The organism is Polaromonas aquatica (assembly GCF_050626995.1).
Classification (GTDB): Bacteria; Pseudomonadota; Gammaproteobacteria; order Burkholderiales; family Burkholderiaceae_C; genus Polaromonas; species Polaromonas aquatica_A.
This window is the reverse complement of the sequence record NZ_CP192467.1, coordinates 1683279-1708401: the sequence shown is the minus strand read 5'-3', so window position 1 is coordinate 1708401 and position 25123 is coordinate 1683279. Positions and strand designations below refer to the sequence as shown.

At 62.8% G+C, this 25123-nt stretch carries 22 protein-coding genes; 19 read left to right on the top strand and 3 right to left on the bottom strand.

The features are described 5' to 3' along the window. Positions 1–8 precede the first annotated feature (8 nt). The 13 genes from mreC to ACQ4MS_RS08135 all read left to right on the top strand — a co-directional run bounded on the left by mreC (position 9) and on the right by ACQ4MS_RS08135 (position 14611). Entirely contained in the window at positions 9–929 is a 921-nt protein-coding gene (gene mreC / locus ACQ4MS_RS08195) for a rod shape-determining protein MreC (protein WP_431098957.1), read from the top strand. Between the two features lie 19 nt (positions 930–948). Further along, positions 949–1467: a rod shape-determining protein MreD gene (mreD, locus tag ACQ4MS_RS08190; protein ID WP_431098956.1), complete on the top strand. Its 519-nt coding sequence runs from the start codon at positions 949–951 to the stop codon at positions 1465–1467. 165 nt (positions 1468–1632) lie between these two features. After that, positions 1633–3711 (top strand): penicillin-binding protein 2, encoded by a 2079-nt coding sequence (mrdA, locus tag ACQ4MS_RS08185; protein ID WP_431098955.1) that lies wholly within the window; start codon positions 1633–1635, stop codon positions 3709–3711. Positions 3712–4330: 619 nt separating this feature from the next. Continuing rightward, entirely contained in the window at positions 4331–5788 is a 1458-nt protein-coding gene (locus tag ACQ4MS_RS08180; RefSeq protein ID WP_431098954.1) for an ammonium transporter, read from the top strand. A 21-nt stretch (positions 5789–5809) separates the two neighbouring features. Further along, entirely contained in the window at positions 5810–6271 is a 462-nt protein-coding gene (locus ACQ4MS_RS08175) for a hypothetical protein (protein ID WP_431098953.1), read from the top strand. Positions 6272–6433: 162 nt separating this feature from the next. Beyond that, positions 6434–7258 carry a phosphate/phosphite/phosphonate ABC transporter substrate-binding protein gene (locus ACQ4MS_RS08170; RefSeq protein ID WP_431098952.1) on the top strand — a complete coding sequence of 275 codons (825 nt, stop codon included), beginning with the start codon at positions 6434–6436 and terminating at the stop codon, positions 7256–7258. A 384-nt stretch (positions 7259–7642) separates the two neighbouring features. Continuing rightward, entirely contained in the window at positions 7643–8416 is a 774-nt protein-coding gene (locus ACQ4MS_RS08165; RefSeq protein WP_431098951.1) for a crotonase/enoyl-CoA hydratase family protein, read from the top strand. 55 nt (positions 8417–8471) lie between these two features. Further along, on the top strand, positions 8472–10331 hold the full coding sequence (locus ACQ4MS_RS08160; RefSeq protein ID WP_431098950.1) for a feruloyl-CoA synthase: 1860 nt from the start codon (positions 8472–8474) through the stop codon (positions 10329–10331). 41 nt (positions 10332–10372) lie between these two features. Beyond that, on the top strand, positions 10373–11632 hold the full coding sequence (locus ACQ4MS_RS08155) for a thiolase family protein (RefSeq protein WP_431098949.1): 1260 nt from the start codon (positions 10373–10375) through the stop codon (positions 11630–11632). 76 nt (positions 11633–11708) lie between these two features. Beyond that, on the top strand, positions 11709–12494 hold the full coding sequence (locus tag ACQ4MS_RS08150) for an SDR family NAD(P)-dependent oxidoreductase (RefSeq protein WP_431098948.1): 786 nt from the start codon (positions 11709–11711) through the stop codon (positions 12492–12494). Positions 12495–12499: 5 nt separating this feature from the next. Further along, on the top strand, positions 12500–12919 hold the full coding sequence (locus ACQ4MS_RS08145; protein ID WP_431098947.1) for an acyl-CoA thioesterase: 420 nt from the start codon (positions 12500–12502) through the stop codon (positions 12917–12919). Positions 12920–13013: 94 nt separating this feature from the next. Then, positions 13014–14006, top strand: a complete 993-nt coding sequence (locus ACQ4MS_RS08140; protein WP_431098946.1) for a Bug family tripartite tricarboxylate transporter substrate binding protein — start codon at positions 13014–13016, stop codon at positions 14004–14006. Positions 14007–14152: 146 nt separating this feature from the next. After that, entirely contained in the window at positions 14153–14611 is a 459-nt protein-coding gene (locus ACQ4MS_RS08135; RefSeq protein ID WP_431098945.1) for a MarR family winged helix-turn-helix transcriptional regulator, read from the top strand. Positions 14612–14729: 118 nt separating this feature from the next. Here the strand turns inward: ACQ4MS_RS08135 and ACQ4MS_RS08130 are convergent, their stop codons facing one another. After that, complete coding sequence (locus tag ACQ4MS_RS08130) at positions 14730–16463, bottom strand: GMC family oxidoreductase (protein WP_431098944.1); 1734 nt, start codon at positions 16461–16463, stop codon at positions 14730–14732. Between the two features lie 367 nt (positions 16464–16830). Here ACQ4MS_RS08130 and ACQ4MS_RS08125 point away from each other — a divergent pair, with 367 nt between their 5' ends. From ACQ4MS_RS08125 to creD, 6 genes are all read left to right on the top strand, one after another. Further along, a complete protein-coding gene (locus tag ACQ4MS_RS08125) occupies positions 16831–17961 on the top strand; it encodes an MlaE family ABC transporter permease (protein ID WP_431098943.1) in 1131 nt (376 codons plus the stop codon). A 226-nt stretch (positions 17962–18187) separates the two neighbouring features. Then, positions 18188–18976 carry an ABC transporter ATP-binding protein gene (locus ACQ4MS_RS08120; RefSeq protein ID WP_431098941.1) on the top strand — a complete coding sequence of 263 codons (789 nt, stop codon included), beginning with the start codon at positions 18188–18190 and terminating at the stop codon, positions 18974–18976. Positions 18977–19010: 34 nt separating this feature from the next. Beyond that, complete coding sequence (locus ACQ4MS_RS08115; protein WP_431098939.1) at positions 19011–19943, top strand: MlaD family protein; 933 nt, start codon at positions 19011–19013, stop codon at positions 19941–19943. A 95-nt stretch (positions 19944–20038) separates the two neighbouring features. After that, positions 20039–20653 carry an ABC-type transport auxiliary lipoprotein family protein gene (locus ACQ4MS_RS08110; protein WP_431098937.1) on the top strand — a complete coding sequence of 205 codons (615 nt, stop codon included), beginning with the start codon at positions 20039–20041 and terminating at the stop codon, positions 20651–20653. A gap of 13 nt (positions 20654–20666) precedes the next feature. Further along, positions 20667–21227, top strand: a complete 561-nt coding sequence (locus ACQ4MS_RS08105) for a Crp/Fnr family transcriptional regulator (protein WP_431098936.1) — start codon at positions 20667–20669, stop codon at positions 21225–21227. Between the two features lie 265 nt (positions 21228–21492). After that, on the top strand, positions 21493–22869 hold the full coding sequence (creD, locus tag ACQ4MS_RS08100; RefSeq protein ID WP_431098935.1) for a cell envelope integrity protein CreD: 1377 nt from the start codon (positions 21493–21495) through the stop codon (positions 22867–22869). Between the two features lie 38 nt (positions 22870–22907). Here the strand turns inward: creD and creC are convergent, their stop codons facing one another. Both creC and creB read right to left on the bottom strand, forming a co-directional pair. Next, on the bottom strand, positions 22908–24305 hold the full coding sequence (gene creC, locus ACQ4MS_RS08095) for a two-component system sensor histidine kinase CreC (RefSeq protein ID WP_431098933.1): 1398 nt from the start codon (positions 24303–24305) through the stop codon (positions 22908–22910). Positions 24306–24423: 118 nt separating this feature from the next. Beyond that, complete coding sequence (gene creB / locus ACQ4MS_RS08090; protein WP_431098931.1) at positions 24424–25107, bottom strand: two-component system response regulator CreB; 684 nt, start codon at positions 25105–25107, stop codon at positions 24424–24426. Positions 25108–25123: the final 16 nt, after the last annotated feature.

Below are 25123 nucleotides of genomic sequence, written 5' to 3'. Positions count from 1 at the left end.
AGCGAACCATGCCTTTAGGAACCCTCGACAGATCCCCGCCGCCCTTTTTCAAGCAGGGGCCGTCGGCGCTGTCCAAGCTGATGTTTTTCAGCGCGTTGTCCTTGTTCCTGATGGTGGCGGACACCCGTTTTCGCATTACCCAGCCGGTACGCGCCGCGCTGGCGACCGCGCTGTATCCGGTGCAATGGCTGGCGCTGCAGCCGGTGCGGGCGGCTAAAAGCGGCTCTGAATATTTCACCACCCTGAACCAGGCCAAGATAGACAGCGAAGACGCCGGTCGCAAGCTGGCGCTACAGTCGCTGCGCGCCGGCCAGGTCGAGCAACTCACGCAGGAGAACAACCGCCTACGCAAGCTCATGGGCTTGCGCGAACAGCTCGGCACGCCGGTCATGGCCGCCGAAGTGTTGTACGACGCGGCCGACCCCTACACACGCAAAGTCATCATCGACAAAGGCCTGGCCCAGGGCGTGGACCTGGGCTCGCCGGTGCTGGATGAGTCCGGCGTGCTGGGGCAAGTCACACGTGTGCACCCGCTAGTCAGCGAGGTGACGTTGCTGATCGACCGCGACCTGGCCATTCCGGTGCTCAATGTGCGCACCGGTGCGCGCAGCGTGGCCTATGGCGACCCGACGGTCTCCGGCAGCGGGCTGGAGTTGCGTTTCATGGGCAGCAATTCGGATGTGCTGCAGGGCGACTTGCTGACTACAAGCGGTGTTGACGGTGTATACCCGCCCGGCCTGCCGGTGGCCAAGATCAGCCGCATCGAGCGTCGCGCGGAATCGGCTTTTGCCAAGATTTTCTGCACGCCGCAGGCGCTCGTGACGGGCGCGCGGCACGTCATCGTGGTCAAGCCTGGCACCGGCCAGATCCCGCCGCGGCCCGACGACACCCCTGAGCCCGCGCCCAAAAAGAAGGGGGCTTCGAAATGATCATGCAAGGAGTGACGACATGATCATGCGATCAGGCCAGCAGCTGCTGCTGCCGGCCAACCCTGTCTTCATCTGGTGCAGCCTGATTGCCGCGTTGCTGCTGGACATGCTGCCCCTGGGCCGTGTGCCCTGGATGCCGGACTTCCTGGCGCTCGTGCTGGTGTTCTGGAATGTGCACCAGCCGCTGCGTGTCGGTATTGGTGTAGCTTTCATGTTCGGCCTGGGCATGGATGTGCACCAGTCGTCCTTGCTCGGCCAGCATGCGCTGTCGTATACGGCACTGAGTTTTTTCGCCACCATGATCCATCGCCGTTTGCTCTGGTTCACCGTGCCCTCGCAGGCCCTGCAGGTGCTGCCGCTGTTTGCCATCGCGCACGGCGTCGAGCTCATCATCCGCATGATTGGCGGGGGTATCTTTCCAGGCTGGATCATGCTGCTCGCGCCGCTGATTGAGGCGTTCTTGTGGCCGGTGGTGAGCGTGCTGCTGCTGGCGCCGCAACGCCGAGCGCCCGATCCCGATCAAAACCGGCCACTGTGATGCCCCCACAGTCGTTCACTGCGTGTAACTCCTTGCCCCCCGAGGGGGCCGCCCCGCCTGCGGCCCGGCAAAGCCGGTTCCGCGGCTCGGACTGGCTTTGCTCGGCTCGCTTCGCATCGCCTCTTTGTTGTGGGCACTTTCTATCGGTTATAGAGTCGGACCACCATGACTGAACTGCGTAACGTTGAAGCGGATTTGTCGCGCTTTCGTGCGCGGGTGCTGGTGGCCAGCTTTGCGGTGCTGTTTGCTTTTGGCTTGCTGGCGGCGCGGCTGGTGTATCTGCAGGTGTTTCGCTATGCAGACCTGAACGAGCAGGCGGAAAGCAACCGGACGGCCATCGTGCCCATCGTGCCCAATCGCGGACTGATCCTGGACCGTAATGGCATTGTGCTGGCGACCAACTATTCGGCCTATACCCTGGAGATCACGCCTTCCAAGGTCGACAACCTCGAAGAAACCATCGCTGCGCTCGAAAAAGTGGTCGATATCCAGGTGCGCGACAAGCGGCGTTTCAAGCGGCTGCGCGAGGAGTCGAAGAATTTCGAGTCGCTGCCCATCCGCACGCGCCTGACTGACGAGGAAGTCGCGCGTTTTGCGGCGCAGCGGTTTCGTTTTCCAGGCGTTGACATCAAGGCCCGCCTCTTCCGCAGCTATCCCTACGGTGAGCTGGGCAGCCACGTGGTGGGCTACATCGGGCGCATCAACCAGGCGGAAAAAGAAATCATCGAAGGCAGCGACGACGAAGGCAATTACCGCGGAACCGACTACATCGGCAAGCTCGGTGTCGAGCAGAGCTTTGAGCAACAGCTGCACGGCACCACCGGTGTCGAGCAGGTTGAGACCTCGGCAGGCGGCCGCGCCATGCGCAAGCTTGCCAGCAACCCGGCCACACCCGGCAACACCGTCATGCTGTCGCTGGACATCCGCCTGCAAAAGCTGGTGGAGGACATGTTTGGCGACCGGCGCGGCGCGCTGGTGGCGATGGACCCGAAGACCGGCGACGTGCTGGCGTTTGTCAGCAAGCCGACGTTCGACCCCAACCTGTTCGTGGACGGCATCGACACCGAGAGCTGGCAGTACCTGCGCGACTCGCTGGACAAGCCGCTGCTGAACCGCGCGCTGCGCGGCACCTATCCGCCGGGTTCGACTTACAAGCCCTTCATGGCCATGGCCGCGCTGGAAACCGGAAAGCGCTCGGCCAGCTTCATCGTCAACGACAACGCCTCCTGGAGCTTCGGCGGCCACGTCTTCCGCAGCCACGGCGACATCGCACTGGGCGCGGTCGACATGTACCGCTCCATCGTCAAGTCCAGCAATGTCTATTACTACTCGCTGGCCAATGAGATGGGCGTGGATGCCATGCACGACTTCATGAAGCCGCTGGGCTTCGGGCAAATCACCGGCATCGACATCAGCGGCGAGGTCGCGGGTGTGTTGCCGAGCCAGGCATGGAAGCGCAAGGCCTACAGGAAACCTGAGCAGCAAAAGTGGTACCCCGGCGAGACCATTTCGCTGGGCATCGGGCAGGGCTATAACACTTTCACCATGCTGCAACTGGCGCAAGCCACCGCCGTGCTGGCTAACAACGGTGTCAAGCGCAGGCCGCGCCTGGTCATCGGCACACAGGACCCGGTGACGCGCGCCATGCATCCCTTGCCGGCGGATCCTCCGGAAAACCTGGGCTACAAGCCCGAAAATGTGGCCGTCGTCCGCAAGGCACTCGTGGGCGTGACGCAGGAAGGCACTTCGGCCCGGGTGTTTGCCGGCGCGGGATACCTGAGCGGCGGCAAGACCGGCACGGCCCAGGCGGTCACGATCGGCCAGAAAGACAAATACAACAGCAGCAAGATGGAGGAATACCAGCGCGACCATGCCGTTTACATGGCATTTGCGCCGGCGGAAGACCCCAAAATCGCTTTGGCTGTGATTGTGGAAAACGCCGGCTGGGGCGCCGGGGTGGCCGCGCCCATCGCGCGCCGGGTGTTTGACTACGTGTTGCTGGGCCAGTACCCGAGCGAGGAAGACATGGTGGCCGTCCAGAAGGGCCTGGCAGCCGCGCCTATTGGCAAGCCGCGCCAGGCAGCGGACGTGCCCGGCCTGATGTCTCCCGGCGCCGCAGGCGCAGCCCCCGGGCCCACCAACGCTGCTGCGGCGGCCGCCGCCGCAGCCAGGACGGCAGCGATAGCGGAGGCGCTCAGCAAACTTCCGCCGCCCATGGCTGCGGCGGGCATCAACCCGGATTGAAGGGTACGTTTGCTATTGATTTAATAGCGACTCGCGCCTGTTTTTATTGGCCAGGATGCCGATTTGGCTATAAATCTGGTCTGAAATCTGCTCTCGGCTTTTTAAGCCATATCGGCCTGCAGCCCTTGATTAACATGCGGTACTAGCTATGAAATCAATAGCGAAATGCCGACAGGAGCCAATGCAGTGCATCAAGAGGGCCCGCGCCATTGAGTCATAAAAGCGCAGGCATAAAAAAAGCGCTGGGGTTACCAGCGCTTTTTGCAAATCCGCATCTCTTGTGGAATGCCGGTTTGCTTGTGTACTTATTAATGGCTCTCTCGTGTCTCCTCGGCTCCTCGCGTTGCGAGCAGCTAGGCTCGTCAGCAAGTCGCCCAATATAGCTGGCGCACTGTCCTAGTGCATTGGGGGTTTCCCGCCCCTTGGGTTATAGGTTCCGCCGGTTCTGAAGGCCCTTTTCGGGGCGCTGCGCCGGATCCGCCTGCGCACTTTTGCGCTACATATTTGCATCACGAGGGCTAATGCGGCATTGGCACGAGTTATGCCTCTTGTTACCAGTTGTTTAGTTGACTGAACAGGTGGGCACCGTATGCATGTGAATAAGTTTCTGGCGTTGGTTATGTCTGTATGGATGGCCCTGGCATGCCAGCAAGTCCTGGCACAGGCCACGGTCCCACCCACCTCCGCCGCCCCGCCAGCCATGGCGGCCAGCGGCCCCGAGGCTTCTTCCGTGCAGCCGCTGGCCGCACTGCCCGCACCCGCCGCCCCGGCCGCCGTCCCTGCGTCCCCACCTGCTGCACCTGCCCCGGCACCTGCCCCATTGACCCAGCCGGGCCTGGTCGGTGCAGAGACCCTCAATGGTGCGGACACGGCCTGGATGATGACCTCCACCGCACTGGTTCTGCTCATGACTTTGCCCGGCATCGCACTTTTCTACGGCGGCATGGTGCGCAAGAAAAGCGTCCTCAATGTCATGGCCTGCGTCGTGGCCATCTGCGCAGTCGTGAGCCTGCTATGGTTCGCCGTTGGCTACTCCATCGCCTTTACGCCCGGCTCCGGCGCGCTCGGCCATTACCTGGGCGGCCCCGAAAGGCTGTGGTTCACCGGGCTCGACTATGTGAAAGAAGGCGGAAAAGTCGCCGTGAGCCACATCGCGCCCAACATCCCGGAGTCGGTCTACTCCATGTTCCAGCTGACGTTCGCCATCATTACGGCGGCGCTGGTGGTGGGCTCGTTTGTGGAGCGCATGCGGTTTTCAGCCGTGCTGGTGTTCATCTCGCTGTGGACGGTCATCGTGTATGCCCCCATCGCCCACTGGGTCTGGGAGCCCAACGGCTGGCTGGCCCGCATGGGCGCGCTGGATTTTGCGGGCGGCTCGGTGGTGCATATCAACGCCGGCGTTGCCGGTTTGGTTTGCGCCTACGCGCTCGGCCCGCGCCGCGGCTACGGCCGTGAGCCCTTCACACCTTTCAACCTGGGGCTCACCATGGCCGGTGCCGGCATGCTGTGGGTGGGCTGGTTTGGCTTCAACGCGGGCTCTGCCGTGGCTTCCGATGGGCGAGCCGGCCTGGCCATGGCGGTTACGCATATCGCGGCTGCCGCCGGTGCGCTGTCGTGGATGGTTGCAGAGTGGGTTGTCCGTGGCCGGCCTTCGCTGCTCGGCCTGTGCTCGGGGCTGGTGGCAGGCCTGGTCGCCATCACGCCGGCGGCGGGTTTTGTCTCGCCGCGCTCGGCCCTGGTATTTGGGGTGGTGGCCGGTGTCGCGTGCTATTGGGGCGCTACCGGGCTCAAACGCCTGCTCAATGCCGACGATTCGCTGGATGTGTTCGGCGTGCATGGCGTGGGCGGCATCGTCGGCTCCCTCCTGACCGGCGTATTTGCCAGCAAGGCCATTTCAGGCGTGGAAGGCAACCTGCTGACGCAAGCCATCGGGGCCGGCTCAGTCATGTTTTACAGCCTGTTCATGACCGCGCTCGCCTTGTGGGTCACTTCATTGATTGTCAGCCTGCGTGTCAGTGAAGGTTCTGAAAGCGATGGCCTGGACATCACGCAGCACGCTGAACGCCTTGGCACCTAGCCTTTGAAAGACAGTACCCAAATGCCTTCCAACGAAAAAATCGCCGTTGCCGCCCACCTGCACGTGTTGTTGCGCCGCAAGACCGGGCGCGTGACCGACACCGAATGGATGGCGGGCAATCCTGAATACGCTGCAGCAATTGCCCGCTTTGCACGGGAGAAGGCGGCCGAGGAGGGCCATGTGGACCTGGCCGTATGGGCCGACCGCCTGGAGGAAATCATGGCGGTTCCCGAAACCCAACCGCGCGTCCCGCTGGTGAAGATGGTGGCTGACGCGGTAAAAGAACGCGCAATGCCGGCGGTGACCCCGGCCCCGACGACAGACCGCCAGAGCGCGCGGTCGGTGGATACCGAAGAAGAGGTCTACCCCGAGTCGGGGTTCATCGAGTCAACATTCGGCACCTTCTTTGGTGAAGATGAGTCGCCCCGGGAACGCAAGTACCGCGATCCGGATGCGCCGCGTTACGTCAAAGGCCTGCGCTAGCTCCCCCAGGATTTTCCTGGACGGCTCAGGCGCCTGCAGGCCGGCCGCGAGCTGTAACTATTGTTGGAAAACATAGTTTCACGTAACAAGAAGTAGCAAATTACGGCTGGCCATCTACAAGGGCCGCCGCTAGCATGGCGTTCTTTATATAAGGAGGGACTTATGAGGCGGAGTTTGATGTTGGTGGCTCTGGGGTTGAGCCAGCTCTTGTATGCGGGCGCAGCGAATGCTGAGGCTCAGCCGTTGATACTGGGTATCAGCGAAGGCACATCGGGTGGCTTGGACCATGCCCAGGTCGTTGCCAAATACCAGGGATTGGCCGAGGTCATCGGCAAGGCCGTGAAGACCAAGGTCAACCTGGTATTTGCGCGTGAGTTCAAGCAGCTTGAAGAAGGCATGCAGACGGGCCGCTTCGACCTGGTGATGGCCCGGCCCAGCGACTACCCGGCGCGCGGCATGCGGGACTACGGCTACAGCTACATCGCCAGCACCAAACCGGATGGGCAATGTTTTGTCATCGTGCCCAAGGGGTCCGAACTGAAGACCATCAATGAGGTCAAGGGCAAACGGATTGCCCTGCCGGAGCAAATCGCCTACATGTCCCGGTTTTGCGCCGCGGAGCTCAGGGACAAAGGCATCCTGGTGGAAAAGGAAAATGTCCAGTTCGTGCGCGAGCAGGCGGCGGTCGGTTTTTACATCGACAATAAATTCGCGGATGTCGGCGGTGTGGCTTCCTATTCAGGCATCGGCAAGAAATGGGAAAAAGAAGGCGGCCGCATCCTTCACAAGAGCGTGCCGCAGCCCTACTTCCCGCTGGTCGCCCACAAACGCATCAAGCCTGAGCAGCTCAAGGCCATCCAGCAGGAGCTATTGCTGTTGCCCGAGAGTGAGGCCGGCAAAGATGTGCTCAAGCGGATCGGCGTTGACAAATTCGACACCACTTCTGAAGCACGCATGCGCGATCTGCTGAAGTGGCTCAGCCTCTAGGGTGAGCCGCCGGGGCTCCCCGCCTCGTGCGCGTGACAGCAGGCCCGCTCCGGGCGGCCTGGCTGTTACCACCGTCCGGTAGCGCACAAAGCCCCGGCGCCAAACCACCAGCACGCCGCCGGGGCGTCAGCCTCATACTCACGCGACTTCCACGCGATTCCCGCGCGATTCGCCCGGCGCCACTGCGCTCCCTCAGCCTGATCTTCCCCATTGCCTGGAGATCATCATGGATACCGTTCGGTTGCGCGAACCACCATCCCGTTAAAGTGGGCGTCGCCAGGCGACAGGTGATCCCCTAGGGTTTTTACTACAAAGAAAAGTGTTTTCACTCGTTGTATTAGTTATGGTTAATAACCATAATTGACTTCCAGAAATCGACTTCACATGACCCAAAAATACCTTCATCTCGAAATGCGCGGCAATGTCGCCGTAATCCGCCTGGCCCGTCCTGCCAAACGCAACGCTCTGGGCGACGCCCTGATACTTGCTTTGCGGAACCAGTTCGAAAATCTTCCGGCCGATGCCAAAGCCGCCGTGCTTTGCGGCGAAGGCGACCACTTTTGCGCGGGGCTTGACCTCAGCGAGCTTAAGGAGCGTGACGCTGGCCAGGGCTTGCATCACTCGCGCATGTGGCACGCCGCGCTGGAGCGGGTGCAGTTCGGCTTGGTGCCCGTGATTGCGGCCCTGCACGGTGCGGTGGTGGGCGGCGGCCTGGAACTGGCCAGCGCCTGCCACATCCGGGTCGCGGACGGGAGTGCCTTCTATGCATTGCCCGAGGGCTCGCGAGGCATCTTTGTCGGCGGCGGCGGCGCGGTGCGCATTCCGCGGCTGATTGGCGCCGCACGTATGACCGACATGATGCTGACCGGCCGGGTCTACAACGCCGAGGAAGGCGAGCGCATTGGCCTTTCTCAATACCTGGTGCCGCAAGGGCAGGCTTTTGACAAGGCGCTTGAGCTGGCAAGCCGCGTGGCGGAAAACGCACCCCTGACCAATTACGCCCTGATGCATGCGCTGCCGCGCATCGCCGAGCAGCCGGCCGACCAGGGCTTTTTCACCGAGGCCCTGATGGCGGCGGTGGCACAAAGCGCACCTGAGGCCAAGAGCCGCGTGAAAGACTTTCTGGACGGCAAGGCCAGCAAGGTCAAGAAGACCTGATCAGACCGGGCAGCCAATCCATAAGACAGCATAAAAAGAGACAGAAGAGACAACCATGAGCGCCCCCCAATTCCGCCCCCTGACCTTTGGCGTGACCCGAGCCGTTGTGCGCGATGGCGTGCCGGGTGTGCGCTATCTGCGCGCGGAACAGCCCTTGCAGGACTACCCGGTCCGCCTCACTGGCCGCCTGCAGCACTGGGCGCAGACCACCCCCGAACGCACCTTCATGGCGAAGCGCAAAAAGCTCGACGACGGAACGACAGGTGACTGGCGCCATGTGACCTATGCCCAGGCCTGGGTGTTGGCCCGCAATATCGCGCAAGGGCTGATCAACCGCGGGCTGAGTGTTGAGCGCCCCGTGGTGATCCTGTCGGAAAACGACCTGGAGCATGCGGTGCTGGCCTTGGGTTGCATGCTGGCCGGTGTGCCTTATGTGCCGGCTTCGCCGCCTTATAGCCTTGTCAGCCAGGACTATGACAAACTGCGCCATGTGCTCAAAACCGTGACGCCGGGCATGGTGTTTGCCGCCGATGCCGCACGCTACGGCAAGGCCATCACCGCGGCGGTCGGCACAGACGTTGAGGTCGTACTGACCACAGGGCAAATTGAAGGGCGTGCCACCACAACGTTTGATGACCTTTCAGCGACCCCGGCCACTGACGCCGTTGACCGCGCCATGCAGGCGACCGGGCCAGACACCATTGTGAAATTCCTGTTCACCAGCGGCTCCACCAAAATGCCCAAGGCGGTGATCAACACCCAGCGCATGTGCTGCGCCAACCAGCAGCAAATGGCGCAATCCATGCCGGTGCTGCAGGAGGAGCCGCCGGTGCTGGTCGACTGGTTGCCCTGGAACCATACGTTTGGCGGAAACCACAATTTCGGTATGGTGGTGTTCCATGGCGGAACGCTCTACATCGACGACGGAAAACCCACCCCGGCGCTGATGCATGAGACCCTGCGCAACCTCCGGGAGATTGCACCCACGGTGTACTTCAATGTGCCGACGGGTTTCGAAGCCATTGCAAACGCCATGAAAGTGGATGCGGAGCTGCGGCGCAACCTCCTGTCGCGTGTAAGGATGTTCTTCTATGCCGGCGCTGCGTTGGCGCAGGCTGTGTGGGACAGCCTGTACGAATCCGAAGAAAAAGAGGTCGGCGAGCGCATCGTCATGGCGACCGGCCTGGGCATGACCGAGTCCGCGCCGTTTGCCATCTTCATCACCAACCCCAACGTAAAAACGGGCGACCTCGGTATACCCACTCCCGGCATGGAGCTCAAGCTGGTGGATGCCGGCGGCAAAACCGAGGTGCGCTACAAGGGTCCCAACGTCTCGCCCGGCTATTGGCGCGCTCCCCAGGAGACGGCAGGGGCGTTCGATGAAGAAGGCTTCTTCTGCACTGGTGATGCCGTCAAGTGGATTGACGATGAAAACATCCACCTCGGTCTCAAATTCGACGGGCGCATCGCAGAAGACTTCAAGCTGGCCACGGGCACGTTTGTCAGCGTAGGACCATTGCGCGCAAAGGTCGTCGCTGCGGGAGCGCCTTATGTGCAGGATGTGGTGCTGACGGGCATCAACCTCAAGGAGGTGGGGGCGCTGGTGTTCCCGACGCCTGCCGTGCGCACGCTGGCCGGACTGCCGCCCGACGCGCCGCTGCGCCAGGCCGTTGAAAGCCCGCAGGTGGTGGCGCATTTCCAGGATGTGATCAACAAGCTCGCGCAAGGCGCGACCGGCAGCGCAAGCTGTATCCGGCGCATGTGCCTGATGCACGAGCCGCCTTCTTTCGAGAAGGGCGAGGTCACCGACAAGGGTTCCATCAACCAGCGCGCTGTGCTGACGCACCGCGCAGCCCTGGTGGCTGCCCTGCACGATGACTCAGCGCATCCCATCGTCAAACCCGCCGTACCCTGAAACTTTACGCACTCCGAACATACATCCAACGCACAGGCATCATGCAACCCAAAGGATTTTTCTCCGCTTTCGAAGACGTCTGGATGCTCGACGGCATCCGCACGCCCATGGTCGACTACTGCGGCGCCATTGGCCATATATCGCCCACCGACCTCGGCATCAAGGCCGCGCGCGCCGTGCTCCAGCGGTCCGGTGTCAGCGGCAGCGATATCGATTCGGTGCTGGCCGGCAACATGGCTCCGGGCGATTTCGAACAGTTCATGTTGCCACGTCATATCGGTCTGTATGCGGGGGTGCCTGTGGAGGTGCCGGCCATCATGGTGCAGCGCATCTGTGGCACCGGTTTTGAATTGTTCCGCCAGGCTGGCGAGCAAATCCGGAGCGGTGCGGCCAGCGTGGCGCTGGTGGTCGGTGCCGAGAGCATGACGCGTAACCCGATCGCGGCCTTTGAACATCGCACCGGCTTCAAACTGGGCGCACCGGTCGGCTTCAAGGACTTCATGTGGGAGGCTCTCAAGGACTCCGCCGCGGGCATCGACATGATTCAGACCGCGGAAAACCTGGCGAAGAAATACGGCATCACGCGGGAGGCCGTCGATGAATTTGCTTCCAGCTCATTCGCCAAAGCCGTGGCGGCCCGGGAGGCGGGTTTCCACGCCGGTGAAATAGTGCCGGTGATCACTGAAGAATTTGAACTGGCAGGCTATGCCTCGCGCAGCATACGCCTGCAAGGCAAAGTCACGGAAGTCGCACAGGACACTCACGCTCGTTTGTCTCCTGTCGAGGTACTGGCCAAACTTCGGGTGGTTCACGCCGGCGGTGTACAGACCGGCGGCAACAGCGCAGCGCTGGTGGACGCCGCCGCGGCCGCCGTGGTGGCCTCGGGCGAGTATGTGAAGGCGCATGGAAAAAAACCGCTGGCACGCGTCGTGGCCGCCGCGGTGGTGGGTGTGCCGCCCGAAATCATGGGCATAGGTCCCGCGCCGGCAATCCGTCTGCTGCTGGCGCGTTGCGGCCTGACGCTGGACCAGATCGGCCGCCTCGAGATCAACGAAGCCCAGGGCGCGCAAACGCTGGCGGTGGCCCGCGAATTGAACCTGGACCTGCGCAAGCTCAACGTCAATGGCGGTGCCATAGCGATGGGCCACCCTCTGGCAGTGACCGGTGTCCGCCTGACGATCACCGTCGCGCGTGAAATGCAGCGGGCGGGTGTGCGTTACGGCATTGCATCCGCGTGTGTGGGCGGCGGGCAGGGCATTGCCCTGCTGCTTGAAAACCCTGAAGGTGGCGAAGTTTCTTGAGCAAATAATGGCTGTGGCGAGGAATAACAAGCCCAAGCAGCTATAAAAATAATAGCAATCGACCTGGAGACAAGGCATGAAGATTGAAGGACTTGCGGCGCTGGTGACGGGAGGCGGCTCAGGGCTGGGCGAAGCCACTGCCCGTGAGCTGGCACGCCTGGGCGCCCGGGTTGCGGTGCTGGACGTGAATCTCGCCGGCGCAGAAAAAGTCGCGGCCGACATTTGCGCCACGCACGGGCCCGGTGCCGCAGTGGCATGCCAGTGCGACATCACCGACAGCGCCAGCCTGGCGGCCGCGCTTGAGAAAGCCGCCGCCGCGCATGGCCCGGCGCGCATCCTGATGAACATTGCCGGCATCGGCTCGGCCAAGCGCGTGGTGGCCAAAGATGGCAGCCCTGCGCCGCTCGAGGACTTTGCCAAGGTCGTCACCATCAACCTGGTGGGCACCTACAACGCCAGCCGCCTGTTCGCGGCCGCCTGTGCCAAGCTTCCCCCGCTCGAAGACGGGCAGCGCGGTGTCATGATGTTCACCGCCTCGGTGGCGGCATTTGACGGCCAGGTGGGCCAACAGGCTTACAGCGCATCCAAGGGAGGTCTGGTCGGCATGACACTGCCGATGGCGCGCGACCTGGCGCAGCACGGCATCCGCGTCTGCACAGTCGCGCCCGGCCTCTTCGCCACGCCGCTGATGCAGCAGTTGCCTGAAGCGGTGCAGGCCTCGCTGGCCGCCAGCATTCCGTTTCCCCCGCGCCTGGGCAAGCCTGAAGAGTTTGCCCAGCTGGCCGCGCACATCGTGGCCAACGACCATCTCAACGGCGAGGTCATCCGGCTGGATGGCGCATTGCGCATGGCGCCGAGGTAAGAGGCATGAGCAAGACCATTGTTTATGAAGTTTGCGTTGCGTTTGGCGATTGCGACCCTGCGGGGATCGTGTTCTTCCCCAATTTCTCGCGGTGGATGGACGCCTCGTCGTTGAACTTCTTTGTCAAGTGCGGCGTGCCGACCTGGCGTGAGCTTGTCAAGACCACCGGCATCATCGGCACGCCGCTGCTGGAAATCAATACCCGGTTCAACCAGCCTGCCGTCTACGGCGAGACGCTGCAGATCCACACCAGCGTGGAGGAATGGCGCGACAAGGTATTCATCCAGAAGCACGTGATCAAACGCGGTGACGACCTGATTTGCGAGGGGCGTGAAACGCGCGCCTTCTGCATCCGCCGTCCGGAGAATCCCGATCGCATCAAGGCCATTGCCGTGCCAGAAGACATTCGAATTCTGTGTAGCTGAACGCTTCGGTCGGACTGGATCATTTTGTTTCCGTCTGTCAGATTTAGGTTTTGTTTTTTTGACCGTTAGACACCATTAAAAAAGGAGACATTTCATGCAAACACGCCGTCATTTTGTGCAGGCAGCCGCAACGCTCACCGCAGCCGCTGGCTTCGCCCCGTTCTCTGCCCATGCAAGCCCGCTGGAGCAGGTGAAGATCATCTACGGATTTCCCGCCGGCAGCGCGGGCGACATCTGCGCGCGCCGCGTCGGCGACAAGATGGGCGGTACGGCCTATTCCAAAAACAACGCCATCGTGGAAACCAAGGCTGGCGCCGGCGGCCGCATCGCGCTGGAGACGCTGAAGATGGCCCCCACGGACGGCTCCGTCATTGCCATGACGCCGTTTTCCTGCATGTCCCTCTACCCCCACATCTACAAAAAGCTGGCCTATGACCCGTTCGCCGACTTTGTGTCGGTGGGCACCGCGTCCATGATTCACCATGGGCTGGCAGTGGGGCCGCTGGTACCTGCTTCGGTCAAGACGGTTCAGGACTTCCTGGCGTGGGCGAGGGCTAACCCAAAGGATGCGAGTTATGGCTCACCCGCCGCGGGGTCCACGCCGCACTTCATCGGCGCCTTGCTGGGCCTGAACAACCAGGTGGAGCTCAAACATGTGCCTTACCGCGGTTCGGTGCCTGGCGTGACCGATGTGGTGGGCGGCCAGCTTGCAGCCATGGTCACGCCGCACGGCGACTTCATTCCCAACCACAAGGCGGGCAAGCTGCGCATTCTGGCGACGTCCGGAAAACAGCGCTCGCCCTTTGTGCCGGAAGTACCAACCTTCGCCGAACAGGGCTTTGCCGACCTGACCGTCGAGGAATGGTTCGGCTTTTGCGCTCCCGCTAAAACACCGGCCGCCGTGGTAGCTGCCGCCAATGCGGCCATCAACGCGGCCATCAAGGACAAGTCCGTCATCGAATCGTTGACGGTGGTGGGATTGATTCCCTATGGCGGCTCGGCAGACGACATGGCGACCAGCCAGAAACGCGAGCTCGAACGCTGGGGACCGCTGATCAAGAAAATCGGCTTTACCGCTGAGTCCTGATCCGCGGGGAGCTTCCGTTGAATGGCTGGAGCCGGTGGGTACCGTGCGCTGCGGCTGTGCGTGCCCATTGGCATAATCAGGGCTCGACTGGTCGCATGCCGTGCGGCGGTCAGTATTGCCCGATGACGAAAGCTCCCTGATCACCTATGCCAGCGTCCCCCAAACCAGCGCCCGCTGTTGAAGAAGTCGATACCTCCTACCTTGAAACCCTGATTGGCTATAACGCCACACGTGCTTCGCTCAAGGTCATCGAGCTGTTTACAAAACGCATGGGGGTGTACGACCTGCGGCATGTGGATTTTTCCATCCTGTCGCTGATCACGCACAACCCGGGCATCACCTCACGCCAGCTGTGCAGCGCGCTGAGCATATTGCCGCCCAACTTGGTCGGGAAAATCGGCACACTGGAGAAGCGCGAGCTCGTTCACCGCAAGCCGCACCCCCAGGATGGCCGTGCTGTGGGCCTGTACCTCACCGAGGCGGGCGAGGCCTTGATGCGGGAGGCGGAGCGTACCGCCACCGGCCTTGAGTCCGATGCCACCAAGCGCCTGAGCGCTGCGGAAAAAAAGACGCTGGTGCGTCTTTTGCAAAAAATCTATCTTTGAATGCGTGCTGCGGCCGGATGCTTCCGTGCCGCTTCAGCAGGTACGCCGTCCGAACCGCAAATACAAGACACAAAACCAGTCGGGACCGAGAACCAGGATGCTCGTCCCGTGAGGTGCTTCAGACGCCGGCCTGAATCCAGGCCGCGGCCTTCTCCGAGATCATCAACGTGGGTGAATTGGTGTTGCCGCTGGTGATCAGTGGCATCACCCCGGCATCCACCACGCGCAGGCCGCGAATGCCGCGCACCCGAAGGTGCGAATCCACGACCGCCATGGGGTCGTCTTCCTTGCCCATCTTGGTGGTGCCCACAGGGTGGAAGATGGTGGTGGCGATGTCGCCGGCCAGCCGCGCAAGCTCTTCATCGGTCTGGAACTGCACACCGGGCTTGAATTCTTCGGGCCGATACTTGGCCAACGCATCCTGGCTGACGATTTTTCGGGTGACCCGCAGGGAATCCGCCGCCACCTTCCGGTCTTCGGCTGTGCTCAGGTAGTTGGGTGAAATCGCCGGCGCGTCCTCAAAGCGGCCGCTCTTGATGTGCACCGTGCCGCGGCTGGTCGGGTTGAGGTTGCACACGCTGGCAGTGAAGGCATTGAAGCCGTGCAGCGGCTCGCCGAAAGCTTCGAGGGACAGCGGCTGCACGTGGTATTCAATGTTGGGGTAGGGCTGGTCGGGTGACGAGCGCGTGAAGGCGCCCAGCTGCGACGGTGCCATGCTCATGGGCCCGGTCTGCTTCAACGCGTACTCCAGGCCGATACGGGCCTTGCCCCAGAGCGTGTTGGCCATGGTATTGAGCGACAGACCCCAGCGCTTGTCGCCGTGCACCTTGTAAACCGAGCGGATCTGCAAATGGTCCTGCAGGTTAGCGCCTACGCCGGGCAGGTCTTGCAGCACCGGGATGCCGTGCTTTTGCAGCAGGGCGGCCGGGCCAATGCCCGACAACTGCAGGATTTGCGGTGAGCCGATGCTGCCTGCGCAAAGAATGACTTCCCCCATGTGCCCCGAGTCACGCGTTGAGTGCGCCGTGATGCGTTCGTCGCCTGCCCATACCTCCACGCCGGTGCAGCGCTGGCTGCCGTCGGCCTGCGGTTCGATCACCAGCTTGCAGACCTGGGCGTTGTTCCACAACTCGAAATTGGGCCGGGCATAACAGGCAGGCCGTAAAAAAGCTTTGGCGGTGTTCCAGCGCCAGCCTTTTTTCTGGTTGACCTCGAAGTAACCCACACCTTCGTTGTCGCCCCGGTTGAAGTCGGCGGTTGCCGGGATCCCGGCCTGTTGCGCCGCTTCGGCAAACGCATCGAGGATGTCCCAGCGAAGACGCTGTTTCTCGACACGCCATTCGCCGCCCGAGTTATGGTGGCGCAACAGCTTCTGGTAGGGCTGACTTTTGTCCTGCATCAGCTCGGGTGCGGTGCCGCGGGCGCCGTGCATCGCGTCGGCGCCTTTGTGGTGATCTTCATGGAGCTTGAAATGCGGCAGCGAGTTGTCCCAGCGCCAGGACATGTCGCCGGTCAGCTGGGCCCACTGGTCGTAGTCGCGCGCCTGTCCGCGCATGTAGATCATGCCGTTGATACTGGAGCAGCCGCCCAACGTCTTGCCGCGCGGATAGCGCAGTGCCCGCCCGTTGAGGCCCGCGTCCGGCTCGGTGTTGTAGAGCCAGTCAGTGCGTGGGTTGCCGATGCAGTGCAGGTAGCCCACCGGAATGTGGATCCAGTGGTAGTCGTCCTTGCGGCCCGCTTCAATGAGCAGCACACGTTTGGATGCGTCGGCGCTCAGGCGGTTGGCCATCAGGCAACCTGCCGTGCCGGCGCCGATGATGATGTAGTCAAAAACCTGGCTGTCGTCTTGCATGGGGATATTTGTCTCTTGGCTTTTCAGCCGTTTGTTCTTGAAGGGCCGCCGGGAACTGAACTGGTTTGTTGACGGGGTTACTGCGCGGCTGTCCAGATCCTGCCATCCCTGCCTAACGCCAGGCTGACCGGGGCGGTGGCCCGATTGTGGCAAAAACCGTCGCACCCCTGCGGCGGGGATTACCCGCTGGCCTTTCCTGTCGGCATGAGGTCGCAGAGGGTTGTAGGACCAAGGCGATAGCGCGGTTTTTGACTGTGTATTTGTGTTTCCTGCAGTTACCATGACAATTTTGCGATCAGGCCCTCCCCTGCCATTGCAAACTGCCGGCCAGTGCCGGGCACCACCGGACGCTTATTACCGAATGCACATGGAAGAATCCACGCCTCGCATCGAACAGCAGGATACGCCGCAAGGAAGGCTGTTGGTTGTCCGCGGTGCATGGACGGCGGCCGATCTGACTGCGCAGGACATCTGGCAAGGTCTGACGGCGCAACTGCAAGCTTTGCGTAGCGACACAGCCAAATCCACCGCCTGGAACCTGGAACAGCTTGAAAAACTCGACCACCTGGGCGCACAGGTTCTCTGGAACCATTGGGGCCGCAACTGGCCGGCGCAGCTGCAGGCCCACACCAGCCAGCGTGCGGTGCTGGAAACGGTCGCCAAATTCAGCGCCGATCTGCCCAAAGCCCGCAAGCCCGACTGGGCCGGGCCCTTCATCTTGCTGGGCACCCGCGTGCTCCGACTGGTCGACCACCTCAAGGGCCTGGTCCGGTTGGTGGGCCAGCTGCTGCTCGATATCCTCCGGCTCGTCAGGCATCCGCAGGAAGGCCCCTGGCGGGATCTGTCGGGCCACCTGTTCCACATCGGCGCCACCGCACTGCCCATCACCGCGCTTGTGGGTTTCCTGATTGGCGTGGTGTTGGCCTACCTGATTTCGCAGCAGCTGCGCCAGTTCGGCGCCGACGCCTTCATCGTCAATATTCTGGGCATCTCGTTGATCCGCGAACTCGGGCCGGTGCTGGCCGCGATTTTGATTGCGGGGCGAAGCGGCTCGGCCATCACCGCACAAATCGGCGTGATGCGGGTCACCGAGGAGCTCGATGCCATGCGCGTCATGGGCATCGCGCGCGGGTTTCGCCTGGTGATGCCGCGTGCATTGGCGCTGGCCGTTGTGATGCCGCTCATCAGCGTCTGGACCACCATCGCCGCGCTGCTGGGCGGCATGCTGGCAGCGGACATTTCCATGGACGTCACGCCGTCCTATTTCATCAACTCACTGCCGGCTGCAGTGGAGGTGGCGAATCTCACGCTGGCCACAGCCAAATCGGTCGTGTTCGGCGTGCTCATTGCGCTGGTCGGCTGCCACTATGGCCTGCGCGTCAAGCCCAACACCGAAAGCCTGGGGCAGGGCACGACGGCATCGGTAGTGACTTCAATCACTGTTGTCATCCTGGTCGATGCGTTGTTCGCCGTCCTGTTCAAGAGTGTGGGCATATGACTGGGGCCCCCACGCTCGCCCACTTCGTGTGGGTCGCGAGGCCTTGCAGGCCGCGGCTCGCGAGACGCTTCGCCTCTGTCGCCCGTCCAAGCCTGCGCAGGCAGGCTTGGAGCCGCGGGCTCCAGCCCCCTCGGGAGCCGCCCGCCTGCGGCCTGGCAAAGCCAGTTCCGCGGCTCATGCTGGCCTGCTTCCACTGGCTCAGAATCGTCTCTGGGGTGCTTCTCCCATGAGTGAACCTATCGTCGACATCAAAAAACTGTGGACCGTGTTCCAGAACGGTGACAAGAAAGCCGTGGTGCACAAGGACCTGGACCTGACGGTGGAGCGGGGCGAAGTCCTGTCGCTGGTGGGCGGGTCGGGCACCGGGAAAACGGTGCTTTTGCGCCAGATGCTGGGCCTGGAAAAACCCACCCAGGGTGAGATCACCGTGCTGGGACGGCCGGCGGCCGAACTCGGCAAGCGCGGCGCGGCCAGCCGCGTGGGCATGCTGTTCCAGCAGGGAGCGCTGTTTTCGGCGTTTACCGTTCTGGAGAACATCGCCTTTCCGCTGCGTGAACTCAAAACCCTGCCGCGCGCACTGGTCTACGAGGCGGCCATGGTCAAGCTGCAGATGGTGGGCCTGGGGCCTGATGCCGCCGACAAGATGCCCAGCGACCTCTCGGGCGGGATGATCAAGCGCGTGGCCCTGGCGCGCGCGCTCATCATGGACCCGCCCCTGCTGCTGCTCGACGAGCCTACTGCAGGGCTGGACCCGGAGAGTTCGGACAGCTTCGTCGCGCTGCTGCGCTCGCTGCACCGCGACATGGAACTCACAGTCGTGATGGTGACGCACGACCTGGACACGCTGTTTGAGCTCAGCACGCGCATTGCCGTGCTGGCTGAACAAAAAGTGATCATTAATGACGTTCCCAAGGAAGTGGTGGCATTTCCGCATCCGTTCATTCACGAATTTTTCCTCGGTGAAAGGGGCCAGCGCGCCATGGAACTGCTGCGCGAATACCCTTTCACCGTATGAGCACACATCCTCAATTTGAAGAGAGGTATTGACTATGGAAAACAAAGCCCATGCCATGGCCGCCGGTGCTTTCGTGCTGGTGGTGACCGCCCTCCTGGCCCTGTTGGCGATCTGGCTGACGCGCGACAACACCCAGCGCGACCTCTATGACATGAGCACCAGCGAAACCGTTGCCGGCCTTCAGCCGCAGGCGGCAGTGCGTTTTCGCGGCGTGCCGGTGGGCAAGGTGGAAGTCATCGGGTTTGACACCAAGGTCAAGGGCAATGTGCTGATCCGTGTCTCGATCGACCGCACCGCACCGGTTACCAAGTCGACCTTCGCCACCGTCGCCTCGCAAGGCGTCACAGGCCTGGGTTTCATCCAGCTCGACGACGACGGAAAGTCCAGCGAGCGGCTGGTGGTGAACGATGACGACCCGCCGCGTATTCCACTCAAGCCGGGGGGACTGGAGAAGCTGCTCAGGCAGAGCGAAGTGATCTTCAACCAGGTCGAAGAAGCCAGTACGCGTTTGAACAAACTGCTGTCCGACGAGAACCAGGCGGCGGTGACTTCCGCCATCACGCAACTTGGCGAAGCGGCCAGTGGCATCAACCGTGTTGCCAAAGGCCTTGAGCCCACCGTGGCGAGCCTGCCGGGCTTGTCGCGCGACACCGCGGCCGCGCTGAAATCCGTCAGGACGGCTGCCGACGATGTCAGTGCGACGGCCACGCGTCTCAACGAAAAGGGCGGGCCGCTCGACAAGCTGTCCGAGGGCGGCGCCGCACTGGCGTCGGGCGTGGAGACCTTCAGCGCCGGCACGCTGCCCAAGCTGAGTGAAGTGGCCGACGAAACAGCCCGCACCATGCGCCAGTTGCGCCGCACAGTCAACGCGGTAGACGACAACCCGCAGTCACTGATTTTCGGCAATGGCCCGCCGGTTCCCGGTCCGGGCGAGCCCGGTTTTTCCGCCAACGGAGAGAAAAAATGACAGCCGATGTTTTTAAAGCCTCTTCATTCGCTATCAATTCAATAGCTGTTTTCGCCCATTCATCAAGGGTCACAGGCATTTTTGTTGTGATTTTCATGGTGTTGGCCGTTAGCGGCTGTTCGGGCCTGCCGGACAAGCCTACGCGCGCCACCATGTACGACTTCGGCCCTGGCCCCCTGGCCACACAGCCCAGCACGCGGCAGGCGCCGCTGCCGCCGCTGGCGCTTGACGACGTCTCCACCTCCGGTGGCGCACTTGACAACATGGCGGTGCTGTACCGACTGGCCTATACCGACGCGCAACAACTGCGGCCGTATTCGCAGGCGCGCTGGAGCATGCCGCCCGCGCAGCTGGTGCGCCAGCGCCTGCGTGAGCAGCTTGGCCAGCGCCGCGCCGTGTTCAGCGCCGGCTCCAGCGTGGCACTCAACCGCAGCCAGAACGCCGTGCTGCCATTGTTGCTGCGCCTGGACCTTGAAGAGTTCAGCCACCTGTTCACGGCGCCCAATACCAGCGTGGGGCTGATTCGCCTGCGCGCCACGCTGCTCGAGGTGACACCCGCGGGCGAAAAGCTGGTCGGCCAGCGCAATGTCATCGTGCAACGTCCTGCGTCCAGCAACGACGCTCCCGGCGGCGTCCGGGCGCTTACGGCAGCCACCGATGCCGCCATCGAAGAGCTGGACCAATGGCTGCAGCAGACCCCGGCGCGCTGAAGCAGCCCGCATCATGAAAACGCTGGAGGAACAACTGGACGCCGCCGGGCTGCATGTGTCCGGCTGCTGCGAACGCCTGAGCGCCTATGGCCCCGACCTGCTGCAGAACTCGCAATTGCTGCAGGACTTCACGCCCGCGGAGGCCGACATTCTGGGGGCCTCCATGCTGCTGGTTCGCGCCGAACCGGGGCAGGTCATGATCCGGGAAGGCGAGGCCGGTGACTGGATGATGCTGATCCTCAAGGGAACGGTCGATGTGACGAAACGCCTCGAATCGGTTGCCGACGCAGCGCAGGCTGAAGCCGGTGCGGAGCCGGCCGTCTCGCGCGTAGCCGTGGTGCGCGGCGGCGCGGCGATAGGGGACATGTCCATGCTCGACAGCGAGCCACGGTATGCCACCTGCACCGCCATCGACGCGGTGCAGGCGGGTGTGTGGGGCCGCCATGAGATAGCTCTCCTGATTCGTGACCACCCGGGTGTAGGCGCCAAGCTGCTGGTCAAGATCACGCAGATGATGGCCCAGCGCTTGCGCAATACCAGCAACCAGCTAGTCAAGTTGCTTCGCAAGAAATAACAAACCCCCGTCCGGGCTCACTTCGTGTAGCCCGTTCCCCCCTACAAGGGGGCGCTGAAATTGGTATACCCCTATTGGGCTCACTGCATGTAGCCCTTTTCCCCTTGCAGGGGACGGCGCCTGCGGCCCGGCAAAGCCGGTTCCGCGGCTGCCCGCTGGTAAATGCCCCCACTTCACCCTCGCTTCACACACGCGGCCCGCAGCTCATCCTGGCCTCACACAGGATTTGCACACTTCCCTTCGTTGTTCAAAACGAAAGGAAGTCATGAAGCAAAAAATGTTCGCACTGGCTCTGGTGGTGATATTGCTGGTCCTCGCACTGCTCAAGATCAGCGGTGTGGTGCACGACCGCCAGACCTACCGGCAGATCGCGATCCAGAGCGTGGCCCAGAGCCTGGCAGGCCCACAGACGCTCACCGGCCCGCTTATCCACCGGGCCTGCACCGAGGAATGGGACGTTCTGAATGCCGACAAGCGGGTGCAAACCGAGCGGCGCGAATTCACGCTGGTGGCTGCGCCGGCTTCGCTCACGGTGAAAGGGGCCAGCAAGCTGGAGCCGCGGGCCCGTGGCCTGCATGCCACGCAGGTCTTTACTCTGAAGGCCGACATCGTGGCCGAGTGGACAGACACTTCGGCGCTCAAGCCCACCGCAGAACACACCGGTTCGCGCATGAACTGCGGCCAGCCGCTGTTGATGATGGCAGTGTCCGACTCGCGCGGCATACGCCACGCTAGTGTGAAGATGGGCGAACAGGTGCTGGCGCTCAAGCCCGGCACCTTTTACGGCAGCTACCCGCGCGGCGTGCATGCGCCGCTGTCCATGGCGATGGTCGGCGCGGCGCCGCTTCAGGCGCAGATTGAGCTGGAACTGGTAGGTACCGAAAGCATTTCGGTCGTGCCGCTGGGCGGCGACACCCGGGTACAGCTCACGTCCAACTGGCCACACCCCAGTTTTAGCGGCCAGTTCCTGCCGGTAGACCGCAAGGTGACAGAGGACGGCTTTGAGGCCAGCTGGCGCGTCAGCTCACTGGCCAGCACGGCGCAGCAGGACGTGACGCAAGGGGATGCGGGCAAGCGCAAGAGCGTTTGCCCGTCCTACACCGACAGTTCGATGACGCATTCCTGCGTTGAAGCCTTCAGCGTGACCTTTGTCGATCCTTCCAATACTTATGCGCTGAGCGATCGGGCCACCAAATACGGCCTGCTATTCATCGGCCTCACGTTTCTGGCCGTGGGACTGTTTGAGTTCATGAAGTCGCTGCGTGTGCATCCGATCCAGTACCTGTTGGTAGGAGCGGCCATGAGCATGTTTTTCCTGCTGCTGGTGAGTCTTTCGGAACATATGCCGTTTGAGACCGCGTATGCGATTGCCTCATCCGCCTGCGTGTTGCTGCTGACCTATTACGCCAGCCACATGCTGGGTAGCTGGTCGCGCGGCCTGCCTTTTGGCCTGGGCATTGCCACGTTGTATGGCATGCTGTTTGTGTTGCTGCGGATGGAGCAAACCGCCTTGCTGCTTGGCGCGGTCGCCTTGTTCGCCGTGCTCGCTGCGATCATGATGCTGACGCGCCAGATCGACTGGTACGCACGCTTCAAACAGATGGAAGCGCCTAAGCAGGAAGCTGCGAAGGCGGTGGCCTGATGGGCGCGGCGGCTCTCTGCGCAGGCCGGGCGGCCCGCCTAGAAATGCAGCTCGACCCGCAGCCCGGGCTGCGTGTTGCGCACTACCATTCGCCCGCCGTGCAGCAGCATGATCTGGCGCACGATGGCCAGCCCCAGGCCCGAGCCCTTGGTGTGGCCGTCGGGGCGCACGGTCGAGAAGAATCGCTCACCCAGCCTGGGCAGGGCGTAGTCCGCCACGCCGGGCCCTGCATCCTGCACAGCAACGAAATCTGGCCCCGCCTCCAGGGTGATCGTCGAACCCTCGGGCGCGAACGAGCGCGCGTTTTCGAGCAGGTTGCTCAGCGCCAGGCCCAGCAGGCCGGGCTCCGCATGCACGCCGGCATGTTCCGGCCGGACTACGATTTCGATGACATGCTGGGGCCGGCCTGCAGGCGCGATTGCCTCAAAAGACGCGAGGAAGCCGGCCCACAGAAGGCGCTCGCGCTCTACCTTTGCATGGCGCTGCTCCAGCTTCGTCAGTTCGAGCATGCGGTCCACCAGCGCCTGCATGCGGCCGGACTGGGCCAGTACCTGCCCCGAAAACTCGCGGCGCGCGTGTTCGGGAAGCTCGTCCTGCAGCAGCTCGCCCGCGCCGCGGATCGCGGCGAGCGGACTCTTGAGCTCGTGCGTCAGGGCGCGCACGTAATCTTCTATGTACTCGTGGCCCTCGAGCTTCAGGCGCATGGCATCGACTGCCATGGCCAGCTCGCCAAGCTCACCCGGTATCTGCGGAACCGCGGGTTTATCTCCCTGGCCGACGGCGTTGGCATAGCGGCGCAGCTTGCGAATGCTCCACACCACCCACAGCGTCACGGCCACGCCGATGGCCAGCGACAACACCAGCAGCAGCAGGCCGCTTAGGAAGATCTTGCGTTCGGCCCGGTCAATAAAGCCCTGGATCGTGGACATCGGCTTGGCGACGGTCAGCACGCCGATGATCTTTCCGCCCTGCTGCACCGGCGCGGCGACATACATCACGGAGCTGCGGTCGTCCTGCTGCACCTCCCGCGTGGCGCGGGCGCCGTACTCTCCGCGCAGGGTGAGTGCCACATCGCGCCAGCGCGAATAATCCTGGCCGGTGGCCACGTTCTCCGAGTCGAACACCACCTTGCCGCCGGCGTCGGTCACATACACACGAAAATCCAGTGATTGTTTGGACAGGCCCCAGATCTGCGCGTCAATTGGCCGGCGCGCGTAGTTGCGTACGTGGCCTGCAAAGCGGCCCTCCGCGATAGCCCCGGCCGACAGCTCGTCGCTGGCCAGCTCGGCCAGGATGTTGGCGGTGTCCACCATCATGTCTTCCATGACTTCACGCACGCTGGGTTTGACCTCCGCCATGAAGACGCGCAGCACAAAAAATGCCGCCAGGCCCGTGACCAGAAAGAAGCCGAAGAGCAGACGAATTCCTAAACGCATACCGATTGACGCACAGCGGGTTTTTCCAGCAGGGGCCGTGGGACCGGCGTTGCCGGACCACAGGCGCCGCAACTTGAGGGGGAGGCGGCTACACGCAGTGAGTCCGCAACGAGGTGTTTCATACTTTCAGGCTGTAGCCCATACCGCGGTGAGTGACGATGTAGTCGTGCTCCGGCGCTGCTTCCTGCAGCTTGGCGCGCAGGGTTTTGATGTGGGTGTCTACCGTGCGGTCAGTGCTGTCTGAATCCGTCCCCCAAACCGCAGTGAGCAGCTCATCACGCGACCGGATGCGTTCGCGGTGGCGCAGCAGCTCGGCCAGCAGGCCGAACTCGCGGCGTGTCAGGTTGAGCAGGTGGCCGTGCAGGCTTGCGCGTTGGCCCGCGGCGTCGATCACGAAAGGATTGGCGCCAGCCGGCGCCGCCGCAGGGGCAGGCATGCGTGCACGCCTCAGAAGGCTGCGCACGCGCGCCAGCAATTCGCGCGGACTGAAGGGTTTGCTCACATAGTCATCGGCGCCCAGCTCGAGCCCGAGCACGCGGTCGATTTCCTCACCCTGGGCGCTGAGCATCAGTACCGGCAGGCTGCCGGCGGCGCGCAGCTCGCGGCATAAATCCAGGCCGTTGCCGTCGGGCAAACCGACATCCAGGATCACCGCGTCGGGCATTTGCAACGCAAGCTGGCGGCGCGCGTCACCCAGCAGCAGGCTGTGCGTCACGGTGAGGCCGTCGCGCTCCAGCGCGTAGATGATGGACCGGGCAATCGCCGGATCGTCTTCCACCAACAGGATGCGCGCGCCGGCCATCTGTATTCAACCCGTG

Bases quoted from the DNA above. Each gene is read 5' to 3' on its own strand.
- mreC (WP_431098957.1), top strand. From the start codon at position 9: ATGCCTTTAGGAACCCTCGACAGATCCCCGCCGCCCTTTTTCAAGCAG.
- mreD (WP_431098956.1), top strand. From the start codon at position 949: ATGATCATGCGATCAGGCCAGCAGCTGCTGCTGCCGGCCAACCCTGTC.
- mrdA (WP_431098955.1), top strand. From the start codon at position 1,633: ATGACTGAACTGCGTAACGTTGAAGCGGATTTGTCGCGCTTTCGTGCG.
- ACQ4MS_RS08180 (WP_431098954.1), top strand. From the start codon at position 4,331: ATGTCTGTATGGATGGCCCTGGCATGCCAGCAAGTCCTGGCACAGGCC.
- ACQ4MS_RS08175 (WP_431098953.1), top strand. From the start codon at position 5,810: ATGCCTTCCAACGAAAAAATCGCCGTTGCCGCCCACCTGCACGTGTTG.
- ACQ4MS_RS08170 (WP_431098952.1), top strand. From the start codon at position 6,434: ATGAGGCGGAGTTTGATGTTGGTGGCTCTGGGGTTGAGCCAGCTCTTG.
- ACQ4MS_RS08165 (WP_431098951.1), top strand. From the start codon at position 7,643: ATGACCCAAAAATACCTTCATCTCGAAATGCGCGGCAATGTCGCCGTA.
- ACQ4MS_RS08160 (WP_431098950.1), top strand. From the start codon at position 8,472: ATGAGCGCCCCCCAATTCCGCCCCCTGACCTTTGGCGTGACCCGAGCC.
- ACQ4MS_RS08155 (WP_431098949.1), top strand. From the start codon at position 10,373: ATGCAACCCAAAGGATTTTTCTCCGCTTTCGAAGACGTCTGGATGCTC.
- ACQ4MS_RS08150 (WP_431098948.1), top strand. From the start codon at position 11,709: ATGAAGATTGAAGGACTTGCGGCGCTGGTGACGGGAGGCGGCTCAGGG.
- ACQ4MS_RS08145 (WP_431098947.1), top strand. From the start codon at position 12,500: ATGAGCAAGACCATTGTTTATGAAGTTTGCGTTGCGTTTGGCGATTGC.
- ACQ4MS_RS08140 (WP_431098946.1), top strand. From the start codon at position 13,014: ATGCAAACACGCCGTCATTTTGTGCAGGCAGCCGCAACGCTCACCGCA.
- ACQ4MS_RS08135 (WP_431098945.1), top strand. From the start codon at position 14,153: ATGCCAGCGTCCCCCAAACCAGCGCCCGCTGTTGAAGAAGTCGATACC.
- ACQ4MS_RS08130 (WP_431098944.1), bottom strand. From the start codon at position 16,463: ATGCAAGACGACAGCCAGGTTTTTGACTACATCATCATCGGCGCCGGC.
- ACQ4MS_RS08125 (WP_431098943.1), top strand. From the start codon at position 16,831: ATGGAAGAATCCACGCCTCGCATCGAACAGCAGGATACGCCGCAAGGA.
- ACQ4MS_RS08120 (WP_431098941.1), top strand. From the start codon at position 18,188: ATGAGTGAACCTATCGTCGACATCAAAAAACTGTGGACCGTGTTCCAG.
- ACQ4MS_RS08115 (WP_431098939.1), top strand. From the start codon at position 19,011: ATGGAAAACAAAGCCCATGCCATGGCCGCCGGTGCTTTCGTGCTGGTG.
- ACQ4MS_RS08110 (WP_431098937.1), top strand. From the start codon at position 20,039: ATGGTGTTGGCCGTTAGCGGCTGTTCGGGCCTGCCGGACAAGCCTACG.
- ACQ4MS_RS08105 (WP_431098936.1), top strand. From the start codon at position 20,667: ATGAAAACGCTGGAGGAACAACTGGACGCCGCCGGGCTGCATGTGTCC.
- creD (WP_431098935.1), top strand. From the start codon at position 21,493: ATGAAGCAAAAAATGTTCGCACTGGCTCTGGTGGTGATATTGCTGGTC.
- creC (WP_431098933.1), bottom strand. From the start codon at position 24,305: ATGCGTTTAGGAATTCGTCTGCTCTTCGGCTTCTTTCTGGTCACGGGC.
- creB (WP_431098931.1), bottom strand. From the start codon at position 25,107: ATGGCCGGCGCGCGCATCCTGTTGGTGGAAGACGATCCGGCGATTGCC.